Raw genomic sequence first — 16,367 nt, forward strand, 5'->3', positions numbered from 1 at the left:
GCTCAATACGTGCCGCCTCCGCTGACCGCGGAAGGCGACTGCCAGGGCGCCCGGAGTCCGGCTTCCATGGCTGATATCCACCAGCTGTCCGCGGTCCAGCTCAGGGATGCCCTGCGATCGGGCGAGCTGTCCGCGCGGGAAGCGACTGCCCATTTCCTCGGCAGGATCGACGAATCCAATCCCAGGCTGGGGGCATTCGTGACCGTCACCGCCGACATGGCCATGGCGGACGCAGCAGCAGCGGACGACGTGTACGCGCGGCGCTCCGCCGAACAGGAGTTGCCGCCGCTCCATGGCGTGCCGTTGGCCTTCAAGGACCTCACTGATGTGGCCGGCGTGGTCACTACGCATGGCAGCGCCGCACTGGAACGGCGCCCCGCCCCGTTGGACGGAGCCCTGGCTGCGGCGTTGAAAAGTGCCGGCGCCATTTCACTCGGCAAGACGCAGGTGCCCGAGTTCGGACTGACCGCCTACAGCGAAAACCGCATCGCCCCGCCGTCGCGGAATCCGTATTCCCTGAGCCGCAGCTCGGGCGGTTCCTCCGGCGGCAGTGCCGCCGCGGTGGCCGCCGGGCTGGTCCCGTTCGCACCGGGAACGGACGGCGGGGGGTCGGTCCGGATTCCGGCCGCGGCCTGCGGCCTGCTGGGGCTCAAACCCGGGCGGGGCCTGGCCCCCGCCGGGGAAAGCGGCGGCGACCCGGCAAGGCTGGTGGTGACCGGGCCGCTCGCGCGCTCGGCAGCGGACGCCGCGCTGATGCTGGACGCGCTGGTTCGGGACGGATCCTCCGGCGGAACCACGGACGGCCCCAACGGCGGACCGTCGGGCGCAGGCCACGGTTCGGGCCGGCATTCGGGCCGGGATTCAGGCCCGGAGTCCGCAGGCGGGTACCTTGAAGCCGTCACCCGCGAACCCGCAAAGCTGCGTGTCGGCGTGAGCCTGGACAGCCCCTGGTCCGGCATCTTCCCGTTCACGCCGGATGCCGAGGCCCTGGAGGCGCTTGAGGCCGGGGTCCGCCTGTTGACCGGTGCCGGGCACGACGTCGTCGAGACGTCCGTCCGCTACGACAACCGCTACCCGGACGCGTTCACGACGGCGTGGACGGCGGGGGTCGGGGCTGCCCGGATTGCACCGCAGCGCGAAGCCCTCCTGACCCCCCTGACCCGGACGTTCCGGCGCCGCGCACAGCAGCGGAGCGCCTCGAAACTCAACGAGTCGCTGGCCTTCCTTCGCCAGTTCCAGCGCGACACCGTGGCCCAGTACGCCGAGTGGGACCTGATCCTCACGCCCTCCCTGGCGCAAACGCCGCGGCCCGTCGGCTGGTTTACGGGCTCCGGCCACGGGGACGGTCACTGGCCCGTTGCGGAGTGGGCCGGCGACGCCGACGGAGACTACCGCAGGCAGTGCGAGTTCGCGCCGTGGTCCTCCATGGTGAACGTATGCGGCCTGCCTGCCGTCAGCATCCCGGTGCACTGGACGGGCGGAGCCGCCGGCGAAGGGCTTCCGATGGGCGTCCAGCTGATCGGCCAGCCGGGTTCGGAGGCCCTGCTCCTGCAGACGGCGGCGCAGCTGGGATTCTAGGCCCCGCGGGGCCGGAAGCCGTTGCTGCGGGCAACCGAACATGTGACAATCCGGATCCGGAGTGTCACCCTTAAGTAAATGAGCACAACTCATTTATCCGATCGCCCCGCTACAACGCCGGGCGATACTTCATTTTTTGGCCACCCAAAGATGCTGGCCAGCCTCTTCTCCGTGGAAATGTGGGAGCGGTTCTCCTTCTACGGCATGCAGGGAATCCTGCTGTACTACATGTACTTCACGGCGGCCGAGGGCGGCCTCGGAATTGAGCAGGGCCTGGCCGCCGGCCTTGTGGGCGCCTACGGCGGCGGGGTCTACCTTTCCACCATCCTCGGCGCCTGGCTTGCGGACCGGCTGTTCGGTTCCGAACGCGTGCTGTTCGGCTCCGCCGTCATGATCATGTGCGGGCACATAGCCCTGGCGCTGGTGCCTGGAATTCCCGGCCTGATCGCCGGGCTGGTCCTCGTGGGCGTCGGCTCCGGCGGCCTCAAGGCCAACGCCACCGCCCTCGTCGGCACGCTGTATGGCGAGAAGGACGACCGCCGCGACGCTGGCTTCTCGATCTTCTACATGGGCATCAACCTGGGCGCGCTGATCGGCCCGCTCGTCACCGGCTGGCTGCAGGAAAGCAACGGTTTCCACTGGGGCTTCGGGGCCGCCGCCGTCGGCATGGCCCTGGGCCTGGTGATCTACGCGGCGGGCCGCAAGAAGCTCCCGGAGGAGGCGCACCGTGTGCCCAGCCCGCTGCCGGCCGCGCTGCGCTCCCGGTACGGGCTCATTTTCCTCGGCGTCGCCGCGGTCCTCGCCCTGCTCCTCGCCACCGGTGTGGTGAACGCGGAGAACCTCGCCACGACCGTGGCCTACGCCGCGATCGGCGCATCCGTCCTCTACTTCGCGCTGATCTTCGCCAGCAAGAAAGTCACAGGCACCGAACGCAAGCGCGTGGCAGCCTTCATCCCGCTGTACATTGCCTCCGCGGCATTCTGGGCGCTGTTCCAGCAGCAGTTCACGTTCATCGCGGTGTACTCCGAGGAGAAGCTGGACCGGAACCTGTTCGGCTGGGAAATGCCGGCCGCCTGGGTTCAGTCCATCAACCCGGTGTTCATCATCGTCTTCGCCGGGGTCATGGCCGCTCTCTGGACACGGCTCGGCTCCAGGCAGCCCGGCTCAGCCCTCAAGTTCTCGATCGGCCTGTTCGTGATGGGCCTGGCGTTCCTGGCGTTCATTCCGCTCGCCGGCGGAGGAAAGACGCCCTTGCTGGCCCTCGTGGGAATCCTGTTCCTGTTCACTCTCGCCGAGCTGTTCCTCTCCCCCATCGGCCTGTCCGTGACCACCAAGCTCGCACCGCAGGCCTTCCACACCCAGATGGTGGCGCTGTTCTTCCTGTCCGTCTCGCTCGGCACCACCCTGGCGGGCATCCTGGCGGGGCTGTACAACCCGGACGACGAACTCCCGTACTTCGTCGGCATCGGCGGCACCGGCATGCTGCTGGCTGTTGCGCTGGCTGCCGCGTCGCCGGCTATCAGGAAATTGATGAGCGGCGTACGCTAACCGCGTGAACCCGGTGACACGCCTCCCCGTCGAGCGGCGCCATTACGTCGCGGCTCCCGGTGAGGCATCCGACGTCGAACTCCTGCCGGCGGGAGACGTCACCGACGGCGTGGTGCGGGTGGGCGGCACCGTCCGCCGCCCGCACCAGCCGCAGAGCTACGCCGTGGCCGGCTACCTGGACTGGCTGGAGGACGCCGGCTTTGAGGGCTCGCCCCGTTTCCTGGGCCGCGACGAGGCCGGCCGGGACGTCCTCACGTTCGTCCCCGGAGAGTGCGCCGGGGCAGTGCCGGAACAGTGGGCGCAGTCCGAGGAGCTGCTGCGCTCCGTGGCGCTGCTGGTGCGCCGGCTGCATGAGGCGTCGGCGGGTTTTGTGCCGTCCCGGCATCCGTTCCCGCCGCGGCCCGTCCGGCAGGATCAGGGCGGGCTGGTCTGCCATCTCGATGTGACCCCGCAGAACGTGGTTGTCCGCGGCGGCCGGGCTGTGGGCGTCGTCGACTTCGACCTCGCCGGGCCCAGCACGGGCTTCAAGGATTCCTTCAACACGGCGATGCACTGGGCGCCGCTCCGGGACCCGGCGGACGCGTGGGACGGCTGGGAAGCCGTGGATCCGTTCCGGCGGCTGCGGATCTTCGCCGACGCCTACGGGTGGACGGAAGACGAACGACGGCGGCTGCCGCAGTTCGGTGCGGAGGCCGCCAGGCTCTCGCACGACCGCATGGCGCAGAACGCCCGCACCCTTGGGGGCGGCTGGGCCCGGATGTGGGCCGACGGCGTGGGCGGCCTGATTACCCGCCGCGGCCGCTGGCTGGAAGCCAACGAGGCGCGGCTAATCGATGCGCTGACAGCCTAGGAGCCAGACCGCGCCGGCCGTGTACCCGTCAGAAGGTGCTGGACGACGTGGTGGCGAGGCTGGCCAGCACCGCCAGTGCCACGATCGCCAGGACCGTCAGGGCAATCCCGATGTACCCCATGACGAGGCCCGCAATGGCGAAGCCCCGGCCGGACGGTTCGCGCCGCAGGGCCATGTGGCCCAGGATGACCGCTGCCAGCTGCGGCAGGAGGAAAACCCCGAAGCCCACGTAGACCGCAATCCCGCAGCACAGGCTGGCGATGCTGAGGTTCTTCGGGGCGGGGGCCATGCCGTAGTAGGAAGGCTGGCCGTACGGGCTGCCGTACTGGCCCGGCTGACCGTACGGGCTGCCGTACTGGCCGGGCTGGCCGTAGGGGCCGCCCGGTTGGGCGTACGGACTCCTGGGCTGCGAATACGGGCTTCCGTACCCTTCTCCGGCCCGGTCATTCTGTCCGCCCGGCTCGCCGTACTGCTGCCCGTACGGCTGGCCGTACTGCTCTCCCGGCGGCGTGTAGAGCGGCGGCGCCGGGATATCCGATCCCTGCGGCGGAATGGACGACGGCGGCTGGTAGCCGTCAGGTGTTTGGTCGCCGCCCGTCCCGGCGGGGCGCTGCTCTGTCATGGAAATTCCCCTCATTAAGTCCTGAACAAAACACTACCGCCGCACCAGGACTTTTGATCCTCCTGCGTCGGCGGCGGCCAGTGCTGCGAAGCGCTTTCTCCGGCCCGGCGCTATTGGGGCAGCAGCTCCCACAGCAGCCACAGGGGCGGGGCAAGGAGCGCCGTAGTGATAAAGCCGGCGATGAGGGCCATCCCGACGGAACGAAGCGCAGCCCCGGACGAATACTCCCTGCCTGCTGGGTACAGCGGCCGGGCTGCTGACGGAGTTGCCGTCGGCGGAAGCACAGTGGCGTGCCGAAACCCGGAGTTCAGGCCGGCCGCGTGGCGCGGAGCCGACTGCGGCTGACCGGAACGTTGAGAAGCGGGCTGCGGTGCGGGCGATGAAGCCGCGGCAGCAGATTGTGCAGACGAGCCGGCCGCCGGCGGCTGTGTGGTTGACGCGCGGGGAGCCGTGGAGCCCGGGCCATCGGGGCGGCTCCCTGCGTTCTTCGCCACGGCGACCCGCCCGGGGCGGCCCCCGAAGCCGGTTGCCTTCGGGACCTGGGGCTGGGTCAGCAGCCGCCCGAGCTGGGCGTAGAGCTCCGCAATTGCCGGGGAATCCAGCACATCCGGCATTCCGGCCACCGCTGCCACCACGGTGTCGATTCCATGCACTTCAATGCCCGAGCCGGTGGTTCCGGACACGCCGGCCTGCCCGGCGATGCAGACCAGGGAGCGGACGAAGCGCCGCCGTGACGCCGGAAGGAGGGCGGCCACAGCGGCGGCCTGTCCCAGGGCCACCTCGATGGCCGGATGCTGCGCGTAGCCGTTATGGCGCAGCACGCCGTCAGTGACCTCCACGCGGCCCGTCCAGCCCTTGGCACCGATCACCATCACGCCGCCAGGGCCCACCAGCACGTGATCCAGGCGGGCAAGGGGCCGCCCGGGCCAGTGGACGTCGTGCAGCAGGAGCCAGCCCCACGGAACCAGCTCTCCAAGTTTGGCGGCCATCAGCTGATCAGAGCCCGGAACCACGCCCGCTCCACCTAACCCCGCGTCATGGTCCGCCCGGTCAAGGTCGCGCTTCAGCCGCGCAATCCGCTCTGAGGCCAGCCGGGTACGCTCGAATGCGCCATCTGCAGCCCCCATTTTCCCCCCTGAGTTCCTCGCCCTTCAGACGGCAGCGCACTTCCGGTCAACCGCTCCCCCGAACGCAAGGTTCCGCGCCGCTGCCCGCGCGAGGCGCCGCCGGTACTTTCCACCCGGGCCGGACGCCCGCCGTCGTCATTGTTGTTTTGAAAGTAGCAGTCCCCTAATCGGCCGGTATATAGGTACTTTTGGCCCCTGTACTCAGTTCCTGAAACCAAATCCGTCCAAGTAGTCGGCCCTATTTGCAGACATCCGGCGTCACAGGGGCCGGATTTCGGACATGCCGTGCTGCGCCCCGCCGTCGTCTGGCATGCTGGTGCCATGGCTAGCCGCGCGGGCACAGTTGCCCAACCCCAAGACCTTGTTGACCTGACCGCTCTTCTGGACGCGTATTACGACGTCAAGCCTGATCTGGGAGACCCCGGACAGCGCGTGGCGTTCGGCACCTCCGGGCACCGCGGATCCAGCCTGAAAGCGTCCTTCAATGAAGGGCATATCCTGGCCATCACCCAGGCGATTGTGGAATACCGGGCCGGCCAGGGCATCACCGGACCGCTGTTCCTCGCCAAGGACACCCACGGCCTCAGCGAACCGGCGCAGAACTCCGCCCTGGAGGTGCTTGCCGCAAACGGCGTCAACGTCCTCATTGATGCGCGCCACGGCTACACCCCCACCCCGGCCCTGAGCCACGCCATCCTCACCTACAACCGGAACGCCCCGGCCGGCACCCCGGAGGCCGACGGCATCGTGGTCACGCCAAGCCACAACCCGCCTGCTGACGGCGGCTTCAAGTACAACCCGCCGCACGGTGGCCCCGCTGACACGGACGCCACCGGCTGGATCGCCAACCGCGCCAACGAACTGCTGGAAAACGGGCTCCGCGGCGTGAAGCGCATCCCCGTGGCCGACGCTCTCGCCGCCGAGACCACCGGCAAGTTCGACTTCCTCAGCAGCTACGTGGACGACCTCCCGTCGGTGCTGGACCTGAACGCCATCCGCGAGGCCGGCGTCCGCATCGGAGCGGATCCCATGGGCGGCGCATCGGTGGACTACTGGGGCGAAATCGGCGAACGGCACCACCTGGACCTCACGGTGGTGAACCCCACCGTGGACCCGCAGTGGGCCTTCATGACCCTGGACTGGGACGAAAAGATCCGGATGGACTGTTCGTCGCCGTCGGCCATGGCATCACTCATCAACCGGATGTCCGAGGGCGCGAAGTTCGACGTCGCCACCGGCAATGACGCCGACGCCGACCGCCACGGCATCGTCACGCCCGACGGCGGCCTGATGAACCCGAACCACTACCTCGCCGTCGCCATCGATTACCTGTACCGCAACCGCAGCGGCTGGAACCCGAATTCGGTGGTGGGCAAGACCCTCGTCTCCTCCTCCATCATCGACCGCGTGGCGGGCGGCCTGGGCCGCAAACTGGTCGAGGTGCCCGTGGGCTTCAAGTGGTTCGTGCCCGGCCTGCTGTCCGGCGAAGGCGCATTCGGCGGCGAGGAATCAGCCGGCGCCTCGTTCAACAAGATGGACGGCAGCGTGTGGACCACGGACAAGGACGGCATCCTGCTGGCCCTGCTGGCTTCGGAGATCACCGCCGTCACCGGCAAGTCTCCGTCCCAGCTGTACAAGGGCCTCACGGACCAGTTCGGCGCCCCGGTGTACGCCCGGATCGACGCCGCGGCCACGCGTGAGCAGAAGGCAGCGCTCGGCAAGCTGTCGCCGACGGACGTCACCGCCACGCAGCTGGCCGGCGAGGCGATCACCGCCAAGCTGACCAAGGCTCCCGGCAACGGCGCGTCCATCGGCGGCCTGAAGGTGGTCACGGAGAACGCCTGGTTCGCCGCCCGCCCGTCCGGCACCGAGGACGTCTACAAGATCTACGCGGAGTCCTTCAAGGGCGCCGACCACCTCAAGCAGGTCCAGGCCGAGGCCAAGGCGCTGGTGGACGGGGTTATTTCCTAAGCTCCCACAGCTCGAGGATACGCCGGATGGTGTGGTTGCCATCCGGCGCCATGTCCACGAGCGCTATTTGGCCAAGCACGACGGCGTCGCCCTGGTTCAGGCGTTTGTCGCCATAGTGGGACACGTGGGGGCGGAAGTTCCGCCGCGTATGGTGCGGGCTGGCGACGCGTCCGGAGACCTGCTCCACGGCCTGCACGAGCGAATCGTGCAGCGCCTGGAGTGCCGGGTCAGCCTCGACGAGACTGACCGGAACGGACCCCTGGCGCCCGAAACGGTCATCTCCGCCCACGGCCAGGACCGTGCCCAGCGCCTGCTTGGCCGGCATTTCGGCGAGGCCCGCGAACCGGGCGGTGTCGCCGTCGTTCCCAACGTCGAACCGCACCAGGGTGATGTGCAACGGCCAGTCGGTCCGCCGGAATTCCTGGCCTTCCGCCACGGGTTCGGCGAACGCGACCATGATGAGGTTCCGCATACACCAAGTTTGGCACCGGGCACCTCTCCAGGCGGACCTGAACAGGACTAACATTGGAACTGGCGCGGATGCTTGCCGTGCAGTCCTGCTGCAGAAAGGCTGCCCCGAATGCCTCCGGAATGTCCCCCATATTGCCGGAGGCATTTCGCGCCGGGACCGTTTTGGCTGCCCGACCCTTTTGGGAGCCGGACAATTCAGGACTAGACGGTGCGGACGACGTCCTCGTAGGCGAATTTCGGCTTCGCCTCGCCCCAGGCTCCGGCTGCGGCCTGGCCGATGTTGACCACGAGGAAGCTCTTCTGGTCGCCCGCCGGGAAGAACTCGGCGTCGATGGCGGCAAAATCCGCGCCCGTCATGGGACCCGCGGAGAAGCCGAGCGAACGCACAGCCAGGATGAAGTACCCCGCCTGCAGGTGCGCGTTGTTGTTGCCCGTGGACGTCGCAAGGTCCGGCGAGGCGTCGTACATGGCCTTCGGGGCGTTGTAGCCGGGCAGGAAGTTGTCCCACTGGTCCTGCCAGGAGGTGTCGTAGCTGAGGACCGCGACGAGGGGCGCGGAAGCCGTCTTGGCGCGGTTTCCGGAGGACAGCGCGTCCACGAGCTTGGCGCGGGCCTCCGCCGAGCGCACGTAGGTGACGCGCAGCGGCTGGGAGTTGAAGGCGGTGGGGCCGAATTTGGTCAGTTCATAGATGGCGCGGGCCTGCTGCTCCGTGACCTCGCCGGTGAAGGCGTTGGCGGTGCGGGCTTCGGCGAAGATCGCGTCCACGGCGGCGGAATCGATAACGGCTTCTTCATGGGCGATTGTCATTCGGTGTCCCTTTCACTTGGCCGCCGTCCCTGCCGGGACGCGCGGGCACTCCATGGTTTCAACTTCCTGCGCGGGTGTCCTCTTCCCGTGACGGGGGGTTACGGGGCGTGACCTTTCGCACACTCGCTTCCGCGCCGGCCCTCCCGCCGCGGTCCCTTTCCCACCAGCCCACTCGCGCTGCCCCTCTCGCACGGGGCCGCAGCGCGGTATTGTTGCACCCGAAAGATCCCAGCCCCCGACAGTGCGGGCTACCCCTCTGAAAGGCCCCGGCAATGAGCATGCTCGGAACCAAATGGAAGCTGCACGGCAATGGCAAGGCCGTCCGCCCGGGTGAAGTGGTGGCCCCGGGTGAACGGCTCACCTGGCCCCTGACCATCGGCGTGGGCATGCAGCACGTGGTCGCCATGTTCGGCGCCACGTTCCTGGTGCCCATCATCACCGGCATGCCGCCGGCCACCACGCTCTTCTTCTCGGGCATCGGCACCATCCTGTTCCTGGTGATCACGCAGGGGCGCGTGCCCAGCTACCTCGGATCGAGCTTCGCGTTCATCGCGCCCATCCTGGCGTCCCAGCAGCAGTACGGCGTGGCCGGCGCGCTGGGCGGTGTGGTGCTGGCCGGCGTCGGGCTTTCCGTGATCGGTGCGGTCGTCCAGAAGTTCGGCGCGGGCTGGATCAACCGGCTGATGCCGCCGATCGTCACCGGCGCCATCGTGGCCCTGATCGGCCTGAACCTCGCGCCCGCCGCCAAGAACAACTTCGACGCCGCGCCCGTGACAGCGCTCATCACACTGGTGACCATCATCCTGGTCAGCGTGCTCTTCCGCGGGATCGTGGGGCGTCTGAGCATCCTGGTCGGCGTGGTGGTGGGCTACCTCGCGGCCATGATCCGCGGTGAAGTGAACTACGCCAAGATGGACGCGGCCGCCTGGGTGGGCCTGCCCCATTTCCAGACTCCGGAATTCCACCTCGGCGTGGTGGGCCTCTTCGTGCCGGTAGTGCTGGTGCTCGTGGCCGAGAACATCGGGCACGTGAAGTCGGTGTCCGCCATGACCGGGCAGAACCTGGACGGTGTCTCCGGGCGCGCCCTGATGGCCGACGGTGCGGCTACCGTGCTGGCCGGTTTCGGCGGCGGTTCCGGCACCACCACGTACGCGGAAAACATCGGCGTCATGGCAGCCACCAAGGTCTACTCCACCGCCGCGTACTGGGTGGCCGGCATCTTCGCCATCCTGTTGAGCTTTTCCCCGAAGTTCGGCGAACTGATCGCCACCGTGCCCCCGGGCGTGCTGGGCGGCGCCGCCACCATGCTGTACGGCATGATCGGCATCCTGGGCGTGAAGATCTGGGTCCAGAACAGGGTCAACTTCTCCAACCCCGTTAACCTGACCACCGCCGCCGTCGCCCTGATCATCGGCATCGCGGACTACACGTGGACCATCGGCGACCTGAAGTTCACCGGCATCGCGCTCGGATCCGCCGCCGCCCTGGTGATTTACCACGGCATGAAGGCGATCGCGAAGGCCCGCGGAACGGCGGCCGAACCGGAAACCGAGGGTCCGGCGCAGCACAACCTGCCCCCGGCGGCCAAGGCGGCCATCAACGCGGCCGCCAAACGGTCTTCGAAGAAGCGCTAGGCCTGCGGTTTCAGGCTTCCCCGCGCGCATTTCTGCACCGTTTTCAGCGCAGCAAAGCCCTTGGCGCCCCGGAAATCCGGGACGCCAAGGGCTTTTCGGGCTCCAAAGTGGTGCAGAAATGCGGCCCACGGCGGACTAAGCGGGCCGAAGGCTACCCGGCGTCGAAGGTCTCGTCGTCGTCATTAGGTGACTTTTCCTTCGGCAGATCGTTCCCGCTGCCGTCCGGCACGCCCGCGGCCTCCTGGCCCGGTTCCGAGGAGAACTGCCCGGACCGCGGCTCGTCCGCATTGCCCTCATCGATTTCGGCGTCCGCGGACGGCACGGCGACGTCGTCCTGCTCTGCCCCGGGGGGAGCACCGGGATCGCGGGGAATGGGAGACCCCCCTGAGCCTTGGCCGAATCCTGCTCCGCTGCTGTCACCTTCCGCATGGAGCTGTTCGTCGGTCCCTCCAAAGCGGCCCGCCCCGGGCTCGCCGGCGCTGTCTTGGTCCTCCTCGGCGAAGTGGCTGAGGTTGGGGGTTCCGGTCTCGAAGGTCTGGCCGTCCGGGCTTTCCTGGTTCAGGCCCGCGGCATCGAAATCCTCTTCCTCACGGGGCTGGGCGAACTGCTTGGCATCGCCGCCGGTTTCCTGCTCCACAGTGGGCGTGCCGTAACCTCCCGCCACCTCGTCGGGGGCTTCGTGCTGGTTGTCCTGGCTCATGTTTTTCCTCCTGGTTGGCTGGAAATGGTTGGCTGGAAATTCTGGAAGTGCGGGCGCCGCAGTCAGAGCCCCTTGCCGCCGGTGACGGGAACCACTGCCCCGGACATGTACGAACCCGCGTCGGACGCCAGCAGGACGTAGGCGGGCGCCAGCTCGGCGGGCTGGCCTGCCCGCTGCAGGGGCGTGTCCTGGCCGAACGTTGGGAGCTTGTCCGGCCATTCGGTGGCCGGGATGAGCGGGGTCCAGATGGGGCCGGGCGCCACGGCGTTGACACGGATTCCCTTGGGCCCCAGCTCCTGGGCGAGGGCCTTGGTGAAGGCCACCTGTGCCGCCTTGGTCATGGCGTAGTCGATGAGCCCCGGGGACGGGTTGAACGCCTGGATGGAAGCCGTGGTGATGATGGACGCCCCGGCCTTGAGGTGCGGCACGGCCGCGCGGGCGGTCCACAGCAGCGAATACACGTTGGTCTTGAAAACGCGGTCAAACTCTTCGGTGGGGAGCGATTCGAAGCTGTCGCGGTTCTTCTGGTAGGCGGCATTCAGCACCACCACATCGAGCCGGCCGAACTCCGCCACGGCGTCGTCCACGATCCCTGTGCTGAACTCCTCGGTCCTGCCGTCCCCTGCGAGGAGCAGCGCACGCCTGCCCGTCTTGCGGATCCATTCGGCGGTGTCCTGGGCGTCGTCCTCTTCCTCGGGGAGGTACGAGATGGCGACGTCGGCCCCCTCCCTGGCGAAGGCGATGGCGACAGCCTTGCCGATGCCGGAGTCGCCGCCCGTGATCAGCGCAGCCTTGCCCTGCAGGGCGCCGCTGCCTTCGTAGCTCAACTCGCCATGGTCCGGCTGGGGATCCATCGGGGCCGTCAGGCCAGGCTGTTTCTGTTCCTGCTTCGGAAAGGGTCCTGCATGGTACGTCCCGCGGGGATCGGCGGGCTGGTCAGGCTGCTTCGCTGAATCACTCATAGTCCACCTACTCACAGTGTCGGGCTAATAACGGTGCATCGTTCAGGGCCGGCATTCGGGGCGTCAGGTCCAAGGTCCGCCCCCCAACGTCCATCCCCGCTCCGGTACGGCCGGACGGTCCGGCTCTTCGAACCTAACGCAGTTTCAAGGACCAAGTCCATCATCTGGCAGAAAATAGACAGCAAACTTAGCAGTTGTTGAATTCGACTAGGGTTGAGCCTAGGTTTGGAGCAAAAGCGCCAGCAGCGACGCCGAGGGAGGAGGATGCATGACCGATCCCGACAGCCCGGCTCGCAGCGGCAGGAATGAGACCCGTGAGGAACAGCTCGACCGGAACTGGATGGAACTGCTCCAGGAGTTGCGGGTGCTGCAGACGGGCGTGCAGATCCTTGCCGGCTTCCTGCTGACGCTGCCGTTCCAGCAGCGGTTCCAAACGCTCGACGGCTTTCAGACCAACCTTTACCTCGTGAATGTGGCGCTTGCCGCATTGACCACCGCCTTCATCCTGCTGCCGGTCAGCGTGCACCGGCGGCTTTTCCGGCAACGGCTCAAGGAAACGCTCGTGACCAGCGCGGACAACATCACCAAGATCGCCCTAGGCGGTGTGGCGACCCTCAGCGTAGGGTCAGCCGCTCTCGTTTTCGATGTCACGGCCGGCCGCAGCGTCGGCCTCATCGCGGGAGCCGCGCTCCTCGCGGTGCTCGCCATCCTCTTGGTCTATGTGCCGCTCCACCTGCAACGGCAGGCGCGGAAATAGGCTGCCGGGGCCAGGCGGGGACATTCAGTGCGGGACGGGTGCATCCGGTCAGTCGGGGCTTCAACTCAACTAAACACGGAGGATTAATGAGCAAGTGGGTCAAAGAGCACGGTTTGCTGCTGGCAAATGTGGCGCTGTTCCTGATCTTTTTCGGCGGCATGATCCTTAGCGGCGCCAGCAGCTACAGCGACGACCAACTGACCCACGGCGAGCCCGCCGTCACCGTCGCGCAGTATTTGGGGACCGGCGCTTTTGTGGAAGCAACTTTTGAAAACTGGGAATCCGAGTTCCTGCAGATGGGCATGTACGTCATCCTCACCGTCTTCCTCTTCCAAAAGGGGTCCTCGGAATCCAAGCCCATGGGCAAGGACGCGCCGCAGGACCAGGATCCGCGCGACGCGACCATCAAGCCTTCCACGCCGTGGCCCGTCAAGCGCGGCGGCGTCGTGCTCAAGCTCTATGAACACTCTCTCTCGATCATGTTCCTGCTGCTGTTCCTCGCCTCGTTCGCACTGCACGCGATCGGCGGCAGCGAGGAATACAACAGCGAACAGGAAACGCACGGCCAACCGACGGTGAGCGTCCTGGGCTACCTCGCCACCAGCCGCTTCTGGTTCGAGTCCTTCCAGAACTGGCAGAGCGAATTCCTCGCCGTCGCGGTGCTGGTGGGCATGTCGGTCTACCTGCGCGAGAAGGGCTCGCCCGAGTCCAAACCGGTGGCCGAACCGCACTACGAGACCGGAGCCTGAGCCGCCCGCCGTCGGAGACAGCGCAGTTCGAGACGGGTGGCTGGTCGGAGGCTGTGGCTGGTCGGAGGCGGTCAGGCCCCTTCGAGAACCTGCCGCGTGGCCCAGGCGAGGTATTTGCCGGCATTGGCGATGGCGTCTTCCGGGCTGTCGGCAACGTCCAGCAGCTGCGCCGCGGCCACCACGCCGTGCTGGGCCAGGTCCTCCGGTGTAACCAGAATCCTGCCGGCCACGACGATCACCGGGATCCCCCGTTCCCGGGCCGCGTCCGCAAGCGCGATGGGCGCCTTGCCCGTCAGCGACTGCGAGTCCATCGAGCCCTCGCCGGTGATCACCAGGTCGGCGTCCTTGAGCTGTTCGTCCAGTCCCGTCAGCCCCGCCACGAGCGCGAAGCCACCTTCCAGCGTGGCATGCGTGAAGGCAAGGAACGACGCCGGGAAGCCGCCGGCCGCGCCCGCGCCCGGTACGTTGACGTCCCGGCCCGTGGCCTCCCGAAGGAGGGACGCCCAGTTGCGCAGGCCGTCGTCGAGGTTTTCCATGGCGGCGGCGTCGGCGCCCTTCTGCGGGCCGAACACATACGCGGCGCCGGTATTGCCGTACAGCGGGTTCTGGACATCCACGGCGATCCTGAACGTCACGGCGGACAGGCGCGGGTCCAGCCCCGAGACATCGATCGACACCACATCGGCCAGGGATCCGCCGCCCAGCGGCACTACGTTTCCCCGTACGTCGAGTGGCTTGAGGCCCAGGGCGCGCAAGGCGCCGCTGCCGCCGTCGGTCATGGCGGAACCGCCGACGCCCAGGACGATCTCCGTGGCACCGGCATCCAGAGCGGCCGCAATCAGCTGGCCACAGCCGTAGCTGTGCGCCCGGAGGGAGTTCTCGGGCGTCGGCTCCATCTGGGCGAGGCCCGAAGCCTGCGCTGTCTCGATCACTGCAGTGCCTCCGCCGGCGCCGTCTTTCCGCAGCGCCCAGGCCGCGCCGACCGGGGCCAGGATGGGGCCCACCACCGCGTTGATCCGCTCTTCGTAGCCGGCAGCGACCGCCGCCTCAAGTGTTCCTTCGCCGCCGTCGGCCACCGGGAACTGGGTGGCGATGGCGTCGGGATACACGCGGAGGGCACCCTCGGCGATGGCGGCGGCGGCTTCGACGGCGGTGAGGGACCCCTTGAACTTGTCCGGGGCGATCAGGATACGCATGGCACCATCCTGCCAGCAATGCAGGGGAACGCGCTTACCATTTCCGACATCCGGGCAGCGCGGGGCGTCTTGCGGCCAGCGCCCCGTTCAGGCGGCACATCCTTAGGCCAGCGCTGGCTGGCGTAAGCAGGCGCAGGGCTACTCCCCGTGCCCCTGGTCCCCGCTCATCTGGTCTTCGGCGGGCGGCGTCTCCCCCGGCGGGACTCCGCCGCCCGGTTCCAGGCCGGTGATGTTGCCGTTCAGCGGATCCGGATTCGGCGAGCTGGCCGAGTCCTCTTGTGTGGTCTTTGACTGTTCATCCGCACTGTCCCGCGGGGCGGGCCGGTCCGGGTTGGCGGGGTCGTTTTCGGGATGGTAGCTGCTCATGTTCCTGCGGTCCTCCGTGGCTAGGGTCACCTGCTGATGACGCCGGGGGTCGGTGAAGCTTGGCATTTCCGTCACCGACGACACGGGACTAATTGTAAGCATGCTGATAATTCCGGAACAGCCAGATGCCGCGCGGCGCGGAAAGGGCCGGTGACCCTGCCCCAAGCGCCGGGCTGTGAAACCGGTCAGGACCACTCGCCGCGGCTCTGCAGGACTTCCTTCAGCAGGTCGGCACGGTCCGTCACGATCCCGTCAACGCCGAGGTCCAGGAGCCGACGCATCTCCGCCGGCTCATTGACGGTCCACACGTGCACGTACAGCCCGAGCCCGTGCGCCCGGCGGACAAAACCCGGCGTCACCACGGGAACGGACTTGTAGCTGACCGGCACCTGCAGGGCGTCGACGCTGCGCAGGGCCCGGCGCAGCGCGGCCCGCACCAACGACCCCAGCCCCGGAACGGCCAGCAGGGGGCCCAGCAGCACCACAAGGGCGTTGCTGCCGATCCCGGCCGAGGACGCGGTGCGGCGGCTGAGCAGCTTCAGCACGGCCCGCCGCCGGCGGTCCGAGAAGCTGGCAATGAGCACCCGGTCATGGACGCCGTGGCGTTCGATCGCCGCGGCGAGGCTGCGCACGGAGTGCCGGTCCTTGACGTCGAGGTTGAACCGCGTGTCCGGGAGGGCCGCCACGAGTTCGTCGAAGCTCGGCACCGGCTCCGTCCCGCGGATCCGCGCCCGTGAAACCTCGTCCGCGCTAAGGCTGGCGATCCGCCCGATGCCGTCGGTGAGCCGGTCCAGCGAGGAGTCGTGGAAGAGCAGCAGCACGCCGTCGGAGGTGGTGTGGACGTCCGTCTCCACGTACCGGCAGCCGAGTTCGACGGCGGCGCGGAACGCGGCCATCGAATTCTCCAGGCCCTCGCGGGAGAATCCGCGGTGGGCCAGGGCGACCGGCCTGCCCACACCGGGAGCGGCCTTGGCAGCATGCGCACCAGTGCCGGCAGCGGAGAAGAACGGGAGCGGTTCGGTCACCTTC

General features: G+C 68.1%; 16 protein-coding genes. 7 read left to right on the forward strand and 9 right to left on the reverse strand.

Translation table 11 applies throughout. The features are described 5' to 3' along the window. Positions 1-66 precede the first annotated feature (66 nt). From ABFP37_RS09580 to ABFP37_RS09590, 3 genes are all read left to right on the forward strand, one after another. A complete protein-coding gene (locus ABFP37_RS09580) occupies positions 67-1,578 on the forward strand; it encodes an amidase (RefSeq protein ID WP_347033395.1) in 1,512 nt (503 codons plus the stop codon). Positions 1,579-1,656: 78 nt separating this feature from the next. Further along, a complete protein-coding gene (locus ABFP37_RS09585; RefSeq protein ID WP_078027442.1) occupies positions 1,657-3,126 on the forward strand; it encodes a peptide MFS transporter in 1,470 nt (489 codons plus the stop codon). A 4-nt stretch (positions 3,127-3,130) separates the two neighbouring features. Then, positions 3,131-3,976: a hypothetical protein gene (locus tag ABFP37_RS09590; RefSeq protein ID WP_347033396.1), complete on the forward strand. Its 846-nt coding sequence runs from the start codon at positions 3,131-3,133 to the stop codon at positions 3,974-3,976. A 28-nt stretch (positions 3,977-4,004) separates the two neighbouring features. On the opposite strand, the gene ABFP37_RS09595 is transcribed toward ABFP37_RS09590, so the two are convergent. Both ABFP37_RS09595 and ABFP37_RS09600 read right to left on the reverse strand, forming a co-directional pair. Continuing rightward, entirely contained in the window at positions 4,005-4,598 is a 594-nt protein-coding gene (locus ABFP37_RS09595) for a DUF4190 domain-containing protein (protein ID WP_347033397.1), read from the reverse strand. Positions 4,599-4,708: 110 nt separating this feature from the next. Continuing rightward, positions 4,709-5,725: a nuclease-related domain-containing protein gene (locus tag ABFP37_RS09600; protein WP_347033398.1), complete on the reverse strand. Its 1,017-nt coding sequence runs from the start codon at positions 5,723-5,725 to the stop codon at positions 4,709-4,711. 321 nt (positions 5,726-6,046) lie between these two features. Between ABFP37_RS09600 and pgm the strand changes: the two genes are divergently transcribed. Continuing rightward, complete coding sequence (pgm, locus tag ABFP37_RS09605) at positions 6,047-7,696, forward strand: phosphoglucomutase (alpha-D-glucose-1,6-bisphosphate-dependent) (RefSeq protein ID WP_347033399.1); 1,650 nt, start codon at positions 6,047-6,049, stop codon at positions 7,694-7,696. On the opposite strand, the gene ABFP37_RS09610 is transcribed toward pgm, so the two are convergent. Both ABFP37_RS09610 and ABFP37_RS09615 read right to left on the reverse strand, forming a co-directional pair. Further along, the gene (locus ABFP37_RS09610) at positions 7,686-8,168 is read right to left on the reverse strand and encodes a 2'-5' RNA ligase family protein (protein WP_347033400.1); all 483 of its coding nucleotides are present in this window, start codon (positions 8,166-8,168) and stop codon (positions 7,686-7,688) included. The two genes, pgm and ABFP37_RS09610, sit on opposite strands and share 11 nt — an antisense overlap. Before the next feature lie 200 nt (positions 8,169-8,368). Continuing rightward, the gene (locus tag ABFP37_RS09615) at positions 8,369-8,974 is read right to left on the reverse strand and encodes a malonic semialdehyde reductase (protein ID WP_347033401.1); all 606 of its coding nucleotides are present in this window, start codon (positions 8,972-8,974) and stop codon (positions 8,369-8,371) included. A gap of 272 nt (positions 8,975-9,246) precedes the next feature. Here ABFP37_RS09615 and ABFP37_RS09620 point away from each other — a divergent pair, with 272 nt between their 5' ends. After that, positions 9,247-10,608 carry a solute carrier family 23 protein gene (locus tag ABFP37_RS09620; RefSeq protein WP_347033402.1) on the forward strand — a complete coding sequence of 454 codons (1,362 nt, stop codon included), beginning with the start codon at positions 9,247-9,249 and terminating at the stop codon, positions 10,606-10,608. 151 nt (positions 10,609-10,759) lie between these two features. Here ABFP37_RS09620 and ABFP37_RS09625 read toward each other — a convergent pair whose 3' ends face one another. Further along, positions 10,760-11,308, reverse strand: a complete 549-nt coding sequence (locus ABFP37_RS09625; RefSeq protein ID WP_347033403.1) for a hypothetical protein — start codon at positions 11,306-11,308, stop codon at positions 10,760-10,762. 62 nt (positions 11,309-11,370) lie between these two features. Further along, positions 11,371-12,270 (reverse strand): SDR family oxidoreductase, encoded by a 900-nt coding sequence (locus ABFP37_RS09630; protein ID WP_078027449.1) that lies wholly within the window; start codon positions 12,268-12,270, stop codon positions 11,371-11,373. A gap of 268 nt (positions 12,271-12,538) precedes the next feature. On the opposite strand from ABFP37_RS09630, the gene ABFP37_RS09635 reads away from it, so the two are divergent. Together ABFP37_RS09635 and ABFP37_RS09640 are read left to right on the forward strand one after the other, a co-directional pair. Then, positions 12,539-13,027 carry a DUF6328 family protein gene (locus ABFP37_RS09635; RefSeq protein WP_078027450.1) on the forward strand — a complete coding sequence of 163 codons (489 nt, stop codon included), beginning with the start codon at positions 12,539-12,541 and terminating at the stop codon, positions 13,025-13,027. 86 nt (positions 13,028-13,113) lie between these two features. Beyond that, positions 13,114-13,776: a DUF6766 family protein gene (locus ABFP37_RS09640; protein WP_078027451.1), complete on the forward strand. Its 663-nt coding sequence runs from the start codon at positions 13,114-13,116 to the stop codon at positions 13,774-13,776. 71 nt (positions 13,777-13,847) lie between these two features. Here the strand turns inward: ABFP37_RS09640 and ABFP37_RS09645 are convergent, their stop codons facing one another. The 3 genes from ABFP37_RS09645 to ABFP37_RS09655 form a co-directional block, all read right to left on the reverse strand. Further along, a complete protein-coding gene (locus ABFP37_RS09645; RefSeq protein ID WP_347033404.1) occupies positions 13,848-14,972 on the reverse strand; it encodes a glycerate kinase in 1,125 nt (374 codons plus the stop codon). A 138-nt stretch (positions 14,973-15,110) separates the two neighbouring features. Beyond that, the gene (locus ABFP37_RS09650; RefSeq protein ID WP_347033405.1) at positions 15,111-15,440 is read right to left on the reverse strand and encodes a DUF6480 family protein; all 330 of its coding nucleotides are present in this window, start codon (positions 15,438-15,440) and stop codon (positions 15,111-15,113) included. 83 nt (positions 15,441-15,523) lie between these two features. Continuing rightward, on the reverse strand, positions 15,524-16,363 hold the full coding sequence (locus ABFP37_RS09655; protein ID WP_347033406.1) for a glycerophosphodiester phosphodiesterase: 840 nt from the start codon (positions 16,361-16,363) through the stop codon (positions 15,524-15,526). Between the last annotated feature and the right edge of the window lie 4 nt (positions 16,364-16,367).

Source organism: Burkholderia sp. RS01 (assembly GCF_039748055.1).
Lineage (GTDB): Bacteria > Actinomycetota > Actinomycetes > Actinomycetales > Micrococcaceae > Arthrobacter.